Below are 14,217 nucleotides of genomic sequence, written 5' to 3'. Positions count from 1 at the left end.
TCCGTGCCCCAGTGCGTCACTGAAGGACCAGCGGCATCGCCGCCAACATCGTGATACTCCACGTCAGGTGGGCCGCGATGGGGGAAACCACTTTTCCTGTGCGCGAGGCTTCGACGAAGCACACTGCGCCGAGCACTCCCGCCGCGAAGACGAGCAGCGGCACCCCCATCGCCACGGTGACGATGCAGTAAATCAGTGTCGAGGCCACGCCCGTGCCGAGTTCCGAGAAGCGCCTGCGCAACTGCCGCGGCACCGCATCTCGGTACACCAGCTCCTCGCCGATGCCGTTGATGACGAGCACCGCCAACGTCGGCACCCAGCCCCCGGCGGCGGGCATGCTCAGCAAGGCGCTGACCGGTTCCGCCAAGAACGGGATCCGCCGGACCACGACCGCCCCAACCAGGAAGACGACGGCCAAAGCCGCACCGATCCCGATACCGCGTGCCAGATCCGCACCTTTCAGGTTTGCCCACGCGTACCGGTCGCCCCAGATCCACCACGCTGCCGCATACACCACGGCCGTGACAACGGTCAGCGCGTAGAACCCCGCCGTGCCGTCGCCAGCCTGCCGCGCGAAGAAAAGCCCCAGCGCTCCGAGTACACAGGGCACGAGGACCAACCAAGGATGAACAGCACGCGACGTCATGATGGAGCAAGTATAGGAGCGCGCACCGGCGTGCCGTACACTCATTCACCAGGCTTGGCTCATATGCGTGCCCGGCCGGCCCCTATAGCCCAATTGGCAGAGGCAGTCGACTTAAAATCGATTCAGTCAGGGTTCGAGTCCCTGTGGGGGCACTTTCAGATCCGACGGCGCGTCACCGCGCCGGGTCGATGACACTGATGGCCAGCGGCGCCGTACTCAGACGGTAGATCCCTGGCGCATTGTCAAGCACCGCGAGAATCTCGTGGCGCAGCGCGCGGTCGACGGCCACCGTCAGGTGGGAGCTGGAATGTTCGTCTTCCCCGAAGGCCACCGCCGGCTCCTCAGCGGGCACGAAGCGCACCCAACCGGCATCGCCTTCACCCACGACAGCGAACGGCCGCCCGTAACCGAGACGCCATTTCATCGCCCGCAGCACGTGCTCCGAGGCATGGGTTGTCAGATCAATGCGGCCCGATTCGTCGACAGCGAAATAGCCGGAAGACACCGCCGCGATGGAGGAGCCGTCCCTCTCAGTGAGGGAGGTGAGAGGGCGGGAGAACGCGGCATCGATAAGCAATGATGCGCGCGCGGGATCGCCGACGCCCAGTGGCAGCGTGTCGCCGAGCACACCCGCGAATTTCAGCGGATCCCAGCACAGCGCTGCGTCGAGTTCGTCGGCGGTCACAGGCACTGCGTTGAGGAAGCAGACGCGGCCCGTGCGTGCGGTCAGCAGCGGGACGACCGGGTCGTTGACGAAGATGAAACCTGAAAGTGTCGCGCCTTCACACACCGGCGCACGCAGATCCATGTAATGGCCGGGCTCGATCGGATTGCCGGAATTACGGCGGTAGCGGGCGAGGCGGCGCAAACGGTGCACGGGCCACATCGGCGGTTCGGCGGTATCCGGGACACGCAGCGTCATCTCATCCTGAGTGCCCGCCGTTGGCGCCGAGGAACGCGTGCGCGACAACCCGTAGGTGACGTAGAGAAGATGGGGGACAAGCTCACGGAAACGGTAGACGACCACCGCGATCTCCTCCGAGAACCTCAATTCCCCGTGCACCGCCAGAGGCTCAGCCCCCGCTACCTGGCCGAGGTGGGCGAGCAAGAAATCGCCGCCCGTCTGCTGCGCTGCGCGACTGAAGAAACCCCACCTCCAAGCCATGCCCCCATACTATTTCGCACCGCGCGGGAACGAAACAGCGAGGTGATGCGTTGAACAGTATGATCGATGATCAGTTTGACCGCCGCTTGGAGAAAGTAGAAAGCGGAACAGAGAAAGGAACCCGAGAAGCGTGAAATCAAACAACCCCGTGCTGACGCGCCTCCCGCAGGCCCAGCAGAACACAGGATACGCCAACCCGCAGGCCGGCTACCCGCAGCAGTCGCCGTACGGCCAGACGCAGTACGGACAGCAGCCGAATTTTCAGCAGCCGGGCCAGGCTTACAGCCAGGGTGCTGAGCGCCCCATCACGGTCGACGACATCGTGACCAAGACCGGCATTACCCTCGCCGTGATCGTCGCGTTCGCCGTGGTCACCTTCGGCATCGGGATGGTGAACCCGGGAATTGCCATGTTCCTGACCTTTGTCGGCGCGATCGGCGGCTTCATTACCGTGCTGGTTCACTCCTTCGGCCGCAAATACGGATCCGCTGCCGTCACCTTGATCTACGCGGTGTTTGAGGGCCTGTTCGTGGGCGGATTCTCGCTGGTCCTCTCAGGTTTCATGGTCGGCGGCGAGAACGCCGGTGCCATCATCTTCCAGGCGATCCTGGGCACCATCGGTGTCTTCGCCGGCATGCTCTTCGTGTACAAGACCGGCGCCATCCGCGTCACCCCGAAGTTCACCCGCATCATCACCGGCTGCATCATCGGCATCGCTGTCCTCGCGCTGGGCAACCTGTTGCTGTTCATCTTCACGGGCATGTCCCCGCTTCGCGATGGCGGACCCATCGCCATCATCTTCTCCCTTGTCTGCATCGTCCTCGGTGCCCTGAGCTTCCTCAGCGACTTCGACACCGCTGACAAGCTCGTCCGCACCGGCGCACCCGCCAAGATGGCATGGGGCGTGGCTCTCGGCCTGGCTGTGACCCTGGTCTGGCTCTACACCGAGATCCTCCGCCTGCTGTCCTACTTCAGGGACTAGTCTTCACCACCCGCGTCCAAGCGGTACACAAGGCCCGTACGTCTCGTGCGGGCCTTTTGCATGCTTATCGACGCTTCCAACGCTGGTTTCCACATTCCCTCGGCCTGGTACTTGCACAGTTTGTCGGTACCGAGGCCTTCTTTTTCGTTTTTCCACATGCCGTTGACCTTGTGGTTCTTGGGTTATCCACAGGTGTGGGTTGGGGGTCTGTTGGTGGGTGGGGTGGGGGTTTATGGTTTGGGGCATGAACGATTTCGACGCTTTCATCGCTTCGGTGTCCTCCCCGATGGGGATCTTGGCGGGGTTTGACCGTCAGGTGGCGGTGCGTGCCGGCATCAACCCGCTCACGGTACGCAAGTGGTCCGGTTTGGCGAAGGTGTATTTCGGCCCGACACGGTTTACCCGCAAACAACGCCACGCAGTGCGCCTGGCACGTGAAACATCGAAGTCGTTGGACCAGTTGGTCTTCATCGAGTCCTGTGTGCGTGGCGTGTCTGATGATGCCGGTAAGTGGGGGTTGCGCCTGGCGTTGTTGTCGGTGCGTGGCACCTACGACACGTTGAAGCGCAAAGCCGCCGACATCCTCCCCAACCACGGCGACAGTGACAGTGATGGGGGCGGTGATGGTGATGGTGGGCGTGGTGCCCCTGCACTGGGTGTGCGGTTCACCGGGTCTTTCAAAGGCACCCGCACGATGACGGTGACCGGGGATGAACACGTTATAGCAGCGGTGGAATTCGCCTTGCGGCGTGATCTGCGCCCAGATAGGCCGGTGGCAGGCCAGATGTATGACGCGTTCGTCAACCTGATCCACACCACCAACAACAACGGCGACCGTGCCGGTGCCGGTGCTGGTGGTTCTGGTGCTGGTGGTGGTGTGGCCGCGGCGGTGCCACGCCCGGTGGTGCTCATCCCGCTCGATGAGTACACCAGGATCCTTGCCGGTGACGGTGATGATGTGGTGCTGGGGTTATCCGATGGCACCACGATGACCGGGGCGCAGTATTTAGCGCGGTTTCACGGCACCACCTTGGAAGTCGCGGTGTTCCACCCGCAGGCTGGTGCGGTGAACCTGTATGACACCAAGCGTTTGGCGAATGCCAAGCAGCGGGATTTAGCCCGGATGGTGCTCACCACCTGCCCGGTACCAGGCTGCCGGCACGCGGCGGATAACTGCGAGGTCCACCATGTCACAGCCTGGTCGCGGGGTGGGTTGACGAATATGGATAACCTGTCGGTGCTGTGCAGGTACCACAACCGCACCAACGATGATGACCCGGCCAAAAAGAACAGGGGCCGGATTGAGATCAGGGCCGGAACACCGACCTGGGTATCGCCCAGGGGCACACCAGTGGCGAATAACCGCCACCCCTACGGAGCCATGAAACAGCTCTTCGGAACACAAGCAGGAACATAAACAAACCCCCGCTCCGACCGTGTCGAACGGTAAGAGCAGGGGTGGATCGGCGTGCGTAGAACGAAGGCGAGAAGGTGCCGCAGCTAGTTCAGCGGTGCCTGCTCAGCCACGCCAGCTTCGTCCGTGGTGGCAGTCTCGGGCTCGATGGTGGTCGCACCATCGGTGGTGCCGCTGGTCTCGCCGAGGTTCGCGTCGGTGGCAGCCACAGTGGACGTTTTGGTAGACGTGGACGTCGAGGTGGTGGTGGACGCGGAGGAGCTCTCGCCTGCTCCCTTCAGGGAGTCAGGGTTCTGGCTCGTGGCGGTGTCGACCTTCTCGGCGGAATCCTTCTGATGCGGCGGGGAGCACGCTGTCACGCCGAAAGCGGTGGCGGCGACGAGAGCGAGGGCGGCAACCTTGCGGGAAGTGCGGGTAGTCACTGCAGTGTCCTTATCCTTGGTGCTTGGAAAGTGCTTTGGGGGTATGCGTCGAAAAGCAGTCACGTGCTTTTGCGCGGGTGTTTTATTTCGCGCGCGGGGTCTTGGCCTTAACCGAATCATACGGCTTCGCGGATTCAATGGTGACGGAAATCTCGCGGCCGTTCGGAGCGGTGTAGGTGCGGGTCTCACCCTCAGTCGCGCCGAGGACGGCGGCACCGAGAGGGGACTGCTCGGAGTAGGTCTCCAAGTCCTTGTTGTCGGTCGAGGCGGCGCGGGTGCCGATGAGGAAGGTCTCCTTATCGTCCTTGTCCCCGTTGTAGTAGACGTGCACGACGGAACCGACGACAGCCATGCCGTCGACGACACCCGCGCGCTCGGTGGTGGAGTTGGCCAGCAGCTCGGAGATCTGCTTGATGCGGGCCTCTTCCTGGTCCTGCTGCTCACGCGCGGCGTCGTAACCGGCGTTCTCCTTGAGGTCACCTTCTTCGCGGCGCTCGTTGATCTCGGCGGCGATGACCGGGCGGTTGTCAATGAGCTGCTGCAGCTCGGCCTCGAGCTTGGCCTTCATTTCAGGGGTGATGTACTGCTGCTGCTTTTCAGCCATGGAGTTCGGACCCTCGTTTCCTCATGTTGGGTTGCTTATTCGTTCGGATATTAACATGAGCACCGCTTATCGACGCTTCCTACCTCGCCTCCACGAACTCCTCATCCGCGTCAAGGAAAGACGGAATCGTCGTGGAGCAGCCGTACACGCCTCCCGAGACGGGGACATCGCGGACGGGGATGTCCACGTGCATGCGGGTGTGCTCCTCACCGCCGGCGGGGAGCACAACGTCGCGGCGGCCGATCTCGGCGTGCTCGTAGTTCAGGGAGGTGATGATGCAGTAGCCGGGGACAGACGGATCGTTCCGGGAAACGTCGAACCAGACGCGGGAGGTGGTGTCGTCGATGCGCTCGTGTGCGACGAGTTCCGCCGTGATGGGTTCGGCGCGGCGCTGCATGATGTAGCGCCCCGCGAACGCCACAATGAGCACGATGAACAGCACGGAGATCACGGCGACGATCTTTCCAGCGGTGCGGGAAGGTGCGGCCTTGGCGGCCGTGGTGCCGTAGCGGGCGCGGGTGCGTCCGGTGTGCTCGTCCGCCGAAGAATCGTGCTCTGCCACGTGGGTTCTCTTCCTAATCGGGGGAGGTACTAAACTTGTCTCGCGATTAACCATAACCCCAAGTAGAGGTGGAACACTAAGTGACGGGATACCGTTTGCTGGCCATTCACGCGCACCCAGACGACGAGTCGAGCAAGGGCGCTGCGACGATGGCGAAGTACTCCCACGAGGGCGACCGCGTGAAGGTGCTCACCTGCACGGGCGGGCAGCGGGGCGACATCCTCAACCCGGCGATGGACAAGCCGGGGATCATCGAGCGCATGACGGAGATCCGCCGCGGCGAGATGGCCGCGGCGGCCGCCGCCCTAGGCGTGGAGCACGAGTGGCTGGGCTACGAGGACTCCGGCTTGCCGGAAGGCGACCCGTTGCCGCCTCTGCCCGAGGGCTGCTTCGCGTTGGAGGACCCTGTCGAGGTGGCCAAAGTCGTGGTTGGCAAGATCCGCGAATTCCGCCCGCACGTGATTATCACCTACGACGAGAACGGTGGCTACCCGCACCCGGACCACATCATGGTGCACAAGATCTCCATGATCGCGTGGGAGGAAGCCGGCAACCCGGACTTCGCGCCCGAGATGGGGGAGCCGTGGACGCCGTTGAAGCTGTACTACAGCCACGGCTTCGTCGCCCAGCGCATGCGCCTGCTGCACGACCGCCTCGCCGCGGAGGGCAAGCCCAGCCCCTACGAGCCCATGCTGAAGCGCTGGGAGGAGAACGCCTCCGACATCATGCAGCGCGTGACCACCCAGGTGGAGTGCGGCGATTACTTCGGCCACCGCGCCGAGGCCCTCACGGCGCACGCGACGCAAATCGATCCGGCGGGCGCCTTCCTGGCTAGCCCTGTCGAGGTGCAGAAGGAAGTGTGGCCGACCGAGGAATTCGAGCTGGCGCAGACCCGCGTGCAGACCTCCCTGCCGGAAACAGACCTGTTCGCTGGAATTGACCTCGGCGCTGAAGCAGGGAACGAAGGAGAATGACAGTGCGGATCGACACGGGGATTGACAATCTCGCGGGCACAGTGACGGTGCTGGCCCAGCAGATGAACAAGGACGCGCCCGTCGGGCCGGAGTTCGGCAAGGCGGAGCCCATCGGCGCGCTCATCGTCGTGTGCATGATGGCGGTCATTTTGCTGATCGGCTGGGCTTTCCACCGCCGCTATTCGCGTTTCAACCGCCGCAAGCGTTTCGCGGAGGAGCACGGGCTCGACGTCTTCGATGAGAAGGCTGTCGATGAAGCGATGGCGGCCGAGGGCCTGTTGGACCGCCGCAAGAAGACTTTCTTCTAGCGGCCCTGTCTCGGGAACCTGAACCGGCACCAGAACCGGCGCTTGATACGCCGAGCAGTCGAGCAGGACGCTCCAAGCAGAGTAAGGTTGTGCACGTGACTCAGCTCGACCGACTTCTGTACCCGCTCTACGAGAAACGGTTGAAGCGTGAACTCCAAGGCGTGAGCCGTCCGAAGCACATCGCGGTCATGGCCGACGGCAACCGTCGGTGGGCGCGTGAAGCCGGGTTCGAGGACATCTCCCACGGCCACCGCGTCGGTGCAGCCAAAATCGGGGAGCTGGTGCAGTGGTCGGCGGAAATGAACGTCGAAGTCGTGACCATCTACCTGCTGTCCACGGAGAACCTCTCGCGCACAGCGGAGGAAGTGCAGCTGCTCTACGACATCATTTCCGGTGTTGTGGACGAGCTCTCCGGTGACGATTACGAGGCACGCATCCGCCTTGTCGGGCACCTGAACCTGCTGCCCGAAAAAGTGGCGAACCGCATGCGGTCCGCGGCCGCGGCCACCGAGGACAAAGACGGCATCGTGGTCAATATCGCCGTGGGCTACGGCGGGCGCCAGGAGATTGTCGACGCTGTCCAGAACTTCCTCAGGGCCAAGGTCGCGGAGGGGGTCCCGGCAGAGAAGCTTGCCGACGAAGTCTCCGTCGAATCCCTATCCCAGCACCTCTACACATCCGGCCAACCCGACCCGGACCTGGTGATCCGCACCTCCGGCGAGCAGCGCCTCTCAGGCTTCCTGCTGTGGCAGTCGGCCTATTCGGAGATCTGGTTCACCGACACGTACTGGCCGGCCTTCCGCAAGATCGATTTCCTGCGCGCGCTGCGCGACTACTCGCAGAGGTCGAGGAGGTTCGGTAAGTAGGGGGCGTCGATAAGCACGCGCATCACATCTTGCGCATGCGCACCCTCTGAACCGAATGGTCGGCCGCTTTGGAGAGCACGAGCGATGCGCGCACACGCGTCGGCTGAATATTCTCCACTAGGTTGGGCAGGTTGATTGTCTGCCAAATTCTGCGGGCCTCCGCCGCGGCAGCCTCGTCGGTGAGGTCCGCGAACCGCGCGAAGTGCGCCCCCGGACGGCGGAACGCGGTGTTCTTCAGCTTGATGAAGCGGTCGATGTACCACTTCTCGATGTCCTGCGTCTTCGCGTCGACGTACACCGAGAAGTCGAACAAGTCGGACACCATCAGTGTCGGACCCGTCTGGAGCACGTTGAGGCCCTCGAGGATGAGAATGTCGGGGTGGTCGACGACCTGGTATTCGCCCGGAATGATGTCGTACGCGTCGTGCGAGTACAGCGGCGCCTTGACGTTGTCGCGCCCAGCTTTGACCTCAGTGACGAAACGCAGCAGGTCGCGGCGGTTATAGGACTCCGGGAACCCCTTGCGCGTCATTAGGTTGCGCTCGCGCAGCTCCGCGGCGGGAAGGAGAAAACCGTCTGTGGTCACGAGGTCGACGCGCGGATGGGAATCCCACCGTTGGAGCAGCGCCTGGAGCACACGCGCTGTCGTCGACTTGCCCACCGCGACGGACCCCGCGATCCCGATGATGAACGGCACGTGACCCGGATTCTCCCCGAGGAATGTCTCCGTCACCGCTGTGAGCTTCTGGCGCGCGCGGATCTGCAAGTGGATCAGACGCGACAAAGGCAGATAAATGTCAGCGACTTCCTGCAAGTCCATGCTCTCGCCGATGCCGAGCAGCTGCTCGAGGTCGGCTTCGTCGATTACCTGCGGCATGGTGGCGCGTCGCTCGCGCCACGCCTCGCGCGGGAAATCCAGGTACGGGCTCGGGTCTGCGGGTCGCGGCATGGGCACCATTGTTGCACTTGCAGGCACGAAACTCGGCCTTAAGGGGTGTGTCTAGAGTGAAGTGGTGCATACTGGCGCATAACTGCCGTACGGAAAGGAACCCGGAACATGACTGAAGATCTCCGCTACCAAGACCTCGCGTCGCTCGACCCGGAAGTGCACGAGCAGATCCTCGGGGAGGTGGCCCGCCAGCGCAACACGCTCGAGATGATCGCGTCGGAGAACTTCGTTCCGCGCGCGGTGCTGCAGGCGCAGGGCTCCGTGCTGACCAACAAGTACGCGGAGGGTTATCCGGGCCGCCGCTACTACGGCGGCTGCGAGAACGTCGACGTCATCGAGAACATCGCGCGCGACCGTGCCACCTCGCTTTTCGACGCCGAGTACGCCAACGTCCAGCCCCACTCCGGCGCCCAGGCGAACGCCGCCGTCCTCCACGCCCTGATCAAGCCGGGCGACACCATCATGGGTCTGTCGCTGGCGCACGGCGGCCACCTGACCCACGGCATGAAGATCAACTTCTCCGGCCGCCTGTACAACGTGGTGGCCTACGAGGTGGACCCGGAAACGATGCTCATCGACATGGATAAGGTGCGGGAGCTCGCTTTGGAGCACCGCCCGCAGGTGATCATCGCTGGCTGGTCCGCCTACCCGCGCACCGTGGACTTCGCCGCCTTCCGCGCGATCGCCGACGAGGTGGGCGCGTACCTGTGGACCGATATGGCTCACTTCGCCGGCCTGGTGGCCGCGGGCCTGCACCCGTCGCCGGTGCCGCACTCGGATGTCGTGTCCACCACGATCCACAAGACTCTCGGCGGCCCGCGCTCCGGCATGATCCTGGCCAAACAGGACCACGCTAAGGCACTCAACTCCGCCGTTTTTCCCGGCCAGCAGGGCGGTCCGCTGATGCATGTCGTGGCGGCGAAGGCCACCGCACTGAAGATCGCGGGCACGCCCGAGTTCAAGAACCGTCAGGAGCGCACCCTGGAGGGCGCCCGCATTCTGGCTGAGCGCCTGACGGCGGGGGACTGCAAGCAGGCCGGCGTCGACGTGCTCACCGGCGGCACCGATGTCCACCTCGTCCTCGCGGATCTGCGCAACTCCGAACTCGACGGCCAGCAGGCGGAAGACCTGTTGCACTCCGTCGGCATCACGGTCAACCGCAACGCCGTGCCGAACGACCCGCGTCCGCCGATGGTCACCTCCGGTCTGCGTATCGGTACCTCGGCTCTGGCGACCCGCGGTTTCGACCTGGCCGCTTTCACGGAGACTGCGGACATCATCGGCACCGCACTCGCGCAGGGTAAGAGTGCGGATGTGGAGGCGCTGCGGGCGCGCGTCGATAAGCTCGCCGAGGACTTCCCGCTCTACCCGGGCCTCGAAGACTGGAAGATGCTCTAATCTTCCCGTACGCCGGTGCCGCGCTCCTCGGCGTGGACGCGGCGCGCCTCTGACAGCCAGGCCGGCTGATCCTCTAGTAGCTCTTTGATCTCCTGGGTGGTCAGTGGCTTGTCCATGTCATTGTTCTTCAACGCCGTGATGCTGATGCCCAGCTTGCGCGCCACCTCGGGGCGGGGGTGCGGCCCCTCAGCGCGCAGTTTCGCCAGCCATTCCGGCGGGGTGTCCTGCAGCTCGCGCAGCTGCGCATGGGTGACGGACCCGTCCTGGAATTCCTGCGGGGTCGCTGGGAGGTAGATCCCGAGTTTCTTCGCGGCGGTGGCGGGCTTCATCGCTGTGCTTGACGGCTGTTCGCTCATGCTCAAACGGTAGCATCGGGGTATGCTTCGCCTCGCCTTCGTCACCGGAACCGAACCTGGAAAGTGGTTCGCCCGCTACCGCGACACTACCGGTAGCGGGCTCGAGGACATCCCCAGTGACGACCCCGTCGCATTGCTTATCGACGGCACCGCCACCCTCGCTCTCACCCGCCTTCCCGATTCCCGCATCGGTGAGCCCGGGCAGAGGTACCACCAGGTGAAGCTGTACTCCGAGAAGCCCGGAGTGGCTGTGCCCAAAGATTCGGTGTACGCCGAAGTGGGGGAGCCCGTGCGCACCGGCGATCTCGTCGACGAGATCGTGAACTTCCGGTTCAGCGCCGCCGGGGAAGCCCATGAGGGAGGGTCCGGTTCGATCGATGACCTGCGCACTGCCCTCCAAGTTGTCGCCGCGAATGTCGGCGTCGCCTATGCGCCCGCACCCCTTTTGAAAGTGCTGGCGAAAAAACAGGTCAGAGTGCTCGAACTCGTCGACCCAGCCGCAGATGCCGAAACCGAGATCGCGTTGGTGTGGGCCGTTGCGGACGACTCCGAGGCGGTCCAGGACTTCGTCGGGGTGGCGAAAGGGAGGACGAGGAATTCGTCGCGGGGGAGCGGGGAGGCGTCGAAAAGCGAACCGAGAAGAGAACGGAGCCGCGCGAAAGTGAACCGTAAAGTAAACGGCAAAAGCTGTGCGCAGCGAAAGGGGTCCGCGAGGAAGCACCCCAAAAAAGGGGTGCGCAATCGTTATAAATGACGCAAAGTTTGCATAATGGGGGGCCTGCAAGTTCAAGAACGTGTATCGAAAGGTTAATTAATTCATGAACCGCAAGATTGGCGCATCCATTGCCGCACTCGCACTGACCACCGGTCTGGTCGCTTGCTCCAGTGACGAAGGCGACACCACCGAGGTCGAAGCCACCGAAACCAACGTCGAGACCGTCACCTCCGAGACCGCCGACGCTTCGGGCTCCGAGTCCGCTGGCGCAGAGGGCGACACCGTCGAACTGACCACCCAGGACGGCGAGAAGGTCGTCGTTCCGGCGGCCGCCGCTAACGCTCCGGAGGAGCTCGGCCTGGGCAACTGGGGCGACCCGTACAACGTCGAGACCACCGAGGACGGCAAGACCCTCATCGAGTACGACGCCGACAAGAACATTGTCTACTCCGAGGATGCGGGTGCTGTACCGCTGGTCGGCGAGATCGCCAACACCTGGAAGAAGGACGGCGGACTGAAGAACGAGATCGGCCTGCCGAAGAAGGCCGAGGATAAGCGCTCCGACGACAACGGCTGGATCCAGGAGTTCGAGAACGGCACCATCGAGTGGCTCGAGGAGAACGGCGAGTTCGGCGCCAAGATCAGCTAAGAACCGCTGTGAACAGCAGTGATCGATGTGAATGGGGTTTAACGGAAGTTAACCTTACATCGATGTAATTTAAACCTTGCTCCCTTAGTGTAGCGGGTGCCAGGCACCGCGAAGAACGGTCTTGGCTACCACCAACCGCACTAGGGGAGCAAGTTCATGTTTGACCCTTCTGTTAGCCAACTTGACACTGCCGGCGCTCGAATGGAAAGCACCGGAAGCAATCCCGAACAACTCACCTCGCCAACTGCACTGAAGACATATGTGCTGGACACGTCGGTCCTGTTGTCCGACCCGTGGGCGTTAAGGAAGTTCGCGGAACACAACGTCATCCTCCCGCTCGTGGTCATCACGGAACTCGAGCAGAAACGTCATCACCCAGAGCTTGGCTGGTTCGCCCGCCAAGCTCTTCGTTTTTTGGAAGACCTGCGCTCCGACTACGACCGGCTGGATGAACCGATGCCGGTCAACGTCGACGGCGGCACCGTCCGCGTGGAGCTCAACCACCAGGACCAGTCGAATCTGCCGGTGGCCCTGCGCGGCCCGGAGAACGACAACCGCATTCTCGCCTGCGCGTACAACTTCATGCAGGAGGGCAAAGACACTGTTCTGGTGACCAAGGATGTGCCGCTGCGTGTGAAAGCGGGCGCTGTGGGGCTGGCCGCACAGGAGTACCGTGCGCAGGACGTTGTGCTGACCGGTTACACGGGAATGGCTGAGCTGGAGGTCTCCGGGGAAGAGATCGACGAGCTGTACGCCACCGGCTTTGCGGCGGTCGACACGGGCGATTTGCCGGTGCATTGCGGGTTGACGCTCAATGCGGGTTCGCAGTCGGCTTTGGCGCGTGTTGCGCCGAGTGGCGGGGTGAAGCTCGTCCGCGGCGATGCCGACGCGTTCGGTCTCTCGGGCCGGAGCGCGGAGCAGCGGGTCGCGCTCGACCTGCTTCTCGACGACAAGGTCGGCATCGTGTCTATCGGCGGCCGCGCCGGCACCGGCAAGTCGGCGTTGGCACTCTGCGCGGGCCTGGAGTCCGTGCTGGAGCGCGGGGAGCACAAGCGCATCATCGTCTTCCGCCCGCTGTATGCGGTGGGAGGGCAGAACTTGGGCTACCTTCCGGGCGATGAGATGGAGAAGATGAATCCCTGGTCGCAGGCCGTCTACGACACCTTGGAGGGCGTTGTCTCCGACAACGTTCTTGAGGAAGTCGCAGCCCGGGACCTGCTCGAAGTGCTGCCGCTGACGCACATCCGCGGCCGCAGCCTCCACGACGCCTTCGTCATCGTCGACGAGGCGCAGTCGCTGGAGCGCAATGTGCTGCTGACAGTTCTGTCGCGTCTGGGACGCGGTTCCCGCGTGGTACTCACCCACGATGTCGCCCAGCGCGACAATCTGCGCGTCGGCCGCCATGATGGTGTGCAGGCCGTGATTGAGAAGCTGAAGGGGCAGGACCTGTTCGCGCATGTCACCCTGACGCGCTCGGAGCGTTCGCCGATCGCCGAGCTGGTCACGGATCTGCTCGAGGACCACGCCTAAGCAGCTAATTCACAGGGAAGAGAGGGCGGTTGTACGATGGTCGCCATGTCGAATCGCGATTTCACGATCCGCCCGATCCGCCCTGAGGACTACCCGCAGGTCCGCGCGATCTACGAGTCTGGGCTGGGAACCGGCCACGCCTCGTACGAGACGGAAGGGCCGACGTGGGCGAACTTTTCCACCAACAAGATCATCGAGACCGTGTTCGTCGCCGTCGAGCCAGATGACGACGACAAGGTTCTCGGCTGGGTCGCCGCCGCCCAGGCATCCACCCGTTCCGTGTTCCACGGCGTGGTGGAGGACTCGATCTACATCCATGAGGATGCGCGCGGCCGCGGAGTGTCCGGTGCGCTGCTGGACAAACTGATCGAGACGTGCAAGGACTTGAACAAGTGGTCCATCCACTCGTGGATCTTCCCGGAGAACGAGGGTTCGGCGGGCTTGCACGTCTCCCGTGGCTTCGTGAAGGTGGGCACCTACCACCACATGGCCAAGATGACCTACGGCGAGCTCGCAGGTACGTGGCGTGACACAGACATCTACGAGCTGCTGCTGCCGAAGCCGGGCAAGAAGCCCGTGGCGGCAGACGAAGAAAGCGACGGCGGCGCAGTCATAGGCACAGGCACAGACACAGACGGGGAAGCCGGCGCTTAGAAGCACCGGCGCTCCGCCTGCTC

At 63.5% G+C, this 14,217-nt stretch carries 17 protein-coding genes and 1 tRNA gene; 11 read left to right on the top strand and 7 right to left on the bottom strand.

The window, feature by feature from the left end; genetic code table 11:
- Positions 1-16: 16 nt before the first annotated feature.
- Positions 17-646 carry a CPBP family intramembrane glutamic endopeptidase gene (locus tag QYR03_RS04330; RefSeq protein WP_301713109.1) on the bottom strand — a complete coding sequence of 210 codons (630 nt, stop codon included), beginning with the start codon at positions 644-646 and terminating at the stop codon, positions 17-19.
- Positions 647-724: 78 nt separating this feature from the next.
- Here QYR03_RS04330 and QYR03_RS04325 point away from each other — a divergent pair.
- A tRNA-Leu gene (locus QYR03_RS04325) sits at positions 725-798 on the top strand.
- 20 nt (positions 799-818) lie between these two features.
- Here QYR03_RS04325 and QYR03_RS04320 read toward each other — a convergent pair.
- A complete protein-coding gene (locus QYR03_RS04320; protein ID WP_301713110.1) occupies positions 819-1,811 on the bottom strand; it encodes a suppressor of fused domain protein in 993 nt (330 codons plus the stop codon).
- 130 nt (positions 1,812-1,941) lie between these two features.
- On the opposite strand from QYR03_RS04320, the gene QYR03_RS04315 reads away from it, so the two are divergent.
- Together QYR03_RS04315 and QYR03_RS04310 are read left to right on the top strand one after the other, a co-directional pair.
- On the top strand, positions 1,942-2,793 hold the full coding sequence (locus tag QYR03_RS04315) for a Bax inhibitor-1/YccA family protein (protein WP_301713111.1): 852 nt from the start codon (positions 1,942-1,944) through the stop codon (positions 2,791-2,793).
- Positions 2,794-3,037: 244 nt separating this feature from the next.
- Positions 3,038-4,210 carry an HNH endonuclease signature motif containing protein gene (locus tag QYR03_RS04310; protein WP_301713112.1) on the top strand — a complete coding sequence of 391 codons (1,173 nt, stop codon included), beginning with the start codon at positions 3,038-3,040 and terminating at the stop codon, positions 4,208-4,210.
- Between the two features lie 83 nt (positions 4,211-4,293).
- Here the strand turns inward: QYR03_RS04310 and QYR03_RS04305 are convergent, their stop codons facing one another.
- From QYR03_RS04305 to QYR03_RS04295, 3 genes are all read right to left on the bottom strand, one after another.
- A complete protein-coding gene (locus QYR03_RS04305) occupies positions 4,294-4,629 on the bottom strand; it encodes a hypothetical protein (protein ID WP_259851283.1) in 336 nt (111 codons plus the stop codon).
- An 82-nt stretch (positions 4,630-4,711) separates the two neighbouring features.
- The gene (gene greA, locus QYR03_RS04300) at positions 4,712-5,233 is read right to left on the bottom strand and encodes a transcription elongation factor GreA (RefSeq protein WP_259851284.1); all 522 of its coding nucleotides are present in this window, start codon (positions 5,231-5,233) and stop codon (positions 4,712-4,714) included.
- Positions 5,234-5,312: 79 nt separating this feature from the next.
- The gene (locus QYR03_RS04295; RefSeq protein ID WP_259851285.1) at positions 5,313-5,795 is read right to left on the bottom strand and encodes a DUF4307 domain-containing protein; all 483 of its coding nucleotides are present in this window, start codon (positions 5,793-5,795) and stop codon (positions 5,313-5,315) included.
- Between the two features lie 80 nt (positions 5,796-5,875).
- Here QYR03_RS04295 and mca point away from each other — a divergent pair, with 80 nt between their 5' ends.
- From mca to QYR03_RS04280, 3 genes are all read left to right on the top strand, one after another.
- The gene (gene mca, locus QYR03_RS04290) at positions 5,876-6,769 is read left to right on the top strand and encodes a mycothiol conjugate amidase Mca (protein ID WP_259851286.1); all 894 of its coding nucleotides are present in this window, start codon (positions 5,876-5,878) and stop codon (positions 6,767-6,769) included.
- Complete coding sequence (locus QYR03_RS04285) at positions 6,766-7,077, top strand: hypothetical protein (protein ID WP_301713113.1); 312 nt, start codon at positions 6,766-6,768, stop codon at positions 7,075-7,077. The genes mca and QYR03_RS04285 overlap by 4 nt, the downstream gene beginning before the upstream one ends.
- 95 nt (positions 7,078-7,172) lie before the next feature.
- Positions 7,173-7,943 carry an isoprenyl transferase gene (locus QYR03_RS04280; protein ID WP_301713114.1) on the top strand — a complete coding sequence of 257 codons (771 nt, stop codon included), beginning with the start codon at positions 7,173-7,175 and terminating at the stop codon, positions 7,941-7,943.
- Between the two features lie 22 nt (positions 7,944-7,965).
- Here the strand turns inward: QYR03_RS04280 and coaA are convergent, their stop codons facing one another.
- A complete protein-coding gene (gene coaA / locus QYR03_RS04275; protein WP_301713115.1) occupies positions 7,966-8,892 on the bottom strand; it encodes a type I pantothenate kinase in 927 nt (308 codons plus the stop codon).
- A gap of 108 nt (positions 8,893-9,000) precedes the next feature.
- Between coaA and glyA the strand changes: the two genes are divergently transcribed.
- Positions 9,001-10,290, top strand: a complete 1,290-nt coding sequence (glyA, locus tag QYR03_RS04270) for a serine hydroxymethyltransferase (RefSeq protein WP_259851290.1) — start codon at positions 9,001-9,003, stop codon at positions 10,288-10,290.
- Here the strand turns inward: glyA and QYR03_RS04265 are convergent.
- Positions 10,287-10,646 (bottom strand): DUF5997 family protein, encoded by a 360-nt coding sequence (locus tag QYR03_RS04265; RefSeq protein WP_259851291.1) that lies wholly within the window; start codon positions 10,644-10,646, stop codon positions 10,287-10,289. The two genes, glyA and QYR03_RS04265, sit on opposite strands and share 4 nt — an antisense overlap.
- Positions 10,647-10,668: 22 nt before the next feature.
- Here QYR03_RS04265 and QYR03_RS04260 point away from each other — a divergent pair, with 22 nt between their 5' ends.
- The 4 genes from QYR03_RS04260 (at position 10,669) to QYR03_RS04245 (ending at position 14,194) form a co-directional block, all read left to right on the top strand.
- Entirely contained in the window at positions 10,669-11,400 is a 732-nt protein-coding gene (locus QYR03_RS04260) for a LysR family transcriptional regulator substrate-binding protein (RefSeq protein ID WP_301713116.1), read from the top strand.
- A gap of 64 nt (positions 11,401-11,464) precedes the next feature.
- The gene (locus QYR03_RS04255; RefSeq protein ID WP_301713117.1) at positions 11,465-12,010 is read left to right on the top strand and encodes an LGFP repeat-containing protein; all 546 of its coding nucleotides are present in this window, start codon (positions 11,465-11,467) and stop codon (positions 12,008-12,010) included.
- Between the two features lie 201 nt (positions 12,011-12,211).
- Entirely contained in the window at positions 12,212-13,540 is a 1,329-nt protein-coding gene (locus QYR03_RS04250; protein WP_301713118.1) for a PhoH family protein, read from the top strand.
- A gap of 45 nt (positions 13,541-13,585) precedes the next feature.
- The gene (locus QYR03_RS04245; protein ID WP_301713119.1) at positions 13,586-14,194 is read left to right on the top strand and encodes a GNAT family N-acetyltransferase; all 609 of its coding nucleotides are present in this window, start codon (positions 13,586-13,588) and stop codon (positions 14,192-14,194) included.
- Positions 14,195-14,217: the final 23 nt, after the last annotated feature.

The sequence above is a fragment of the Corynebacterium sp. P4-C1 genome, from assembly GCF_030503595.1.
Taxonomy (GTDB): domain Bacteria; phylum Actinomycetota; class Actinomycetes; order Mycobacteriales; family Mycobacteriaceae; genus Corynebacterium.
Note: the sequence above shows the minus strand (reverse complement) of the source record. Positions and strands in the feature narration are given on the sequence as shown.

Excerpts from the sequence above, each read along its gene's own strand:
- QYR03_RS04330 (WP_301713109.1), bottom strand. The coding sequence starts at position 646 with ATGACGTCGCGTGCTGTTCATCCTTGGTTGGTCCTCGTGCCCTGTGTA.
- QYR03_RS04320 (WP_301713110.1), bottom strand. The coding sequence starts at position 1,811 with ATGGCTTGGAGGTGGGGTTTCTTCAGTCGCGCAGCGCAGCAGACGGGC.
- QYR03_RS04310 (WP_301713112.1), top strand. The coding sequence starts at position 3,038 with ATGAACGATTTCGACGCTTTCATCGCTTCGGTGTCCTCCCCGATGGGG.
- greA (WP_259851284.1), bottom strand. The coding sequence starts at position 5,233 with ATGGCTGAAAAGCAGCAGCAGTACATCACCCCTGAAATGAAGGCCAAG.
- QYR03_RS04285 (WP_301713113.1), top strand. The coding sequence starts at position 6,766 with ATGACAGTGCGGATCGACACGGGGATTGACAATCTCGCGGGCACAGTG.
- coaA (WP_301713115.1), bottom strand. The coding sequence starts at position 8,892 with ATGCCGCGACCCGCAGACCCGAGCCCGTACCTGGATTTCCCGCGCGAG.
- glyA (WP_259851290.1), top strand. The coding sequence starts at position 9,001 with ATGACTGAAGATCTCCGCTACCAAGACCTCGCGTCGCTCGACCCGGAA.
- QYR03_RS04265 (WP_259851291.1), bottom strand. The coding sequence starts at position 10,646 with ATGAGCGAACAGCCGTCAAGCACAGCGATGAAGCCCGCCACCGCCGCG.
- QYR03_RS04260 (WP_301713116.1), top strand. The coding sequence starts at position 10,669 with ATGCTTCGCCTCGCCTTCGTCACCGGAACCGAACCTGGAAAGTGGTTC.
- QYR03_RS04255 (WP_301713117.1), top strand. The coding sequence starts at position 11,465 with ATGAACCGCAAGATTGGCGCATCCATTGCCGCACTCGCACTGACCACC.
- QYR03_RS04250 (WP_301713118.1), top strand. The coding sequence starts at position 12,212 with ATGGAAAGCACCGGAAGCAATCCCGAACAACTCACCTCGCCAACTGCA.
- QYR03_RS04245 (WP_301713119.1), top strand. The coding sequence starts at position 13,586 with ATGTCGAATCGCGATTTCACGATCCGCCCGATCCGCCCTGAGGACTAC.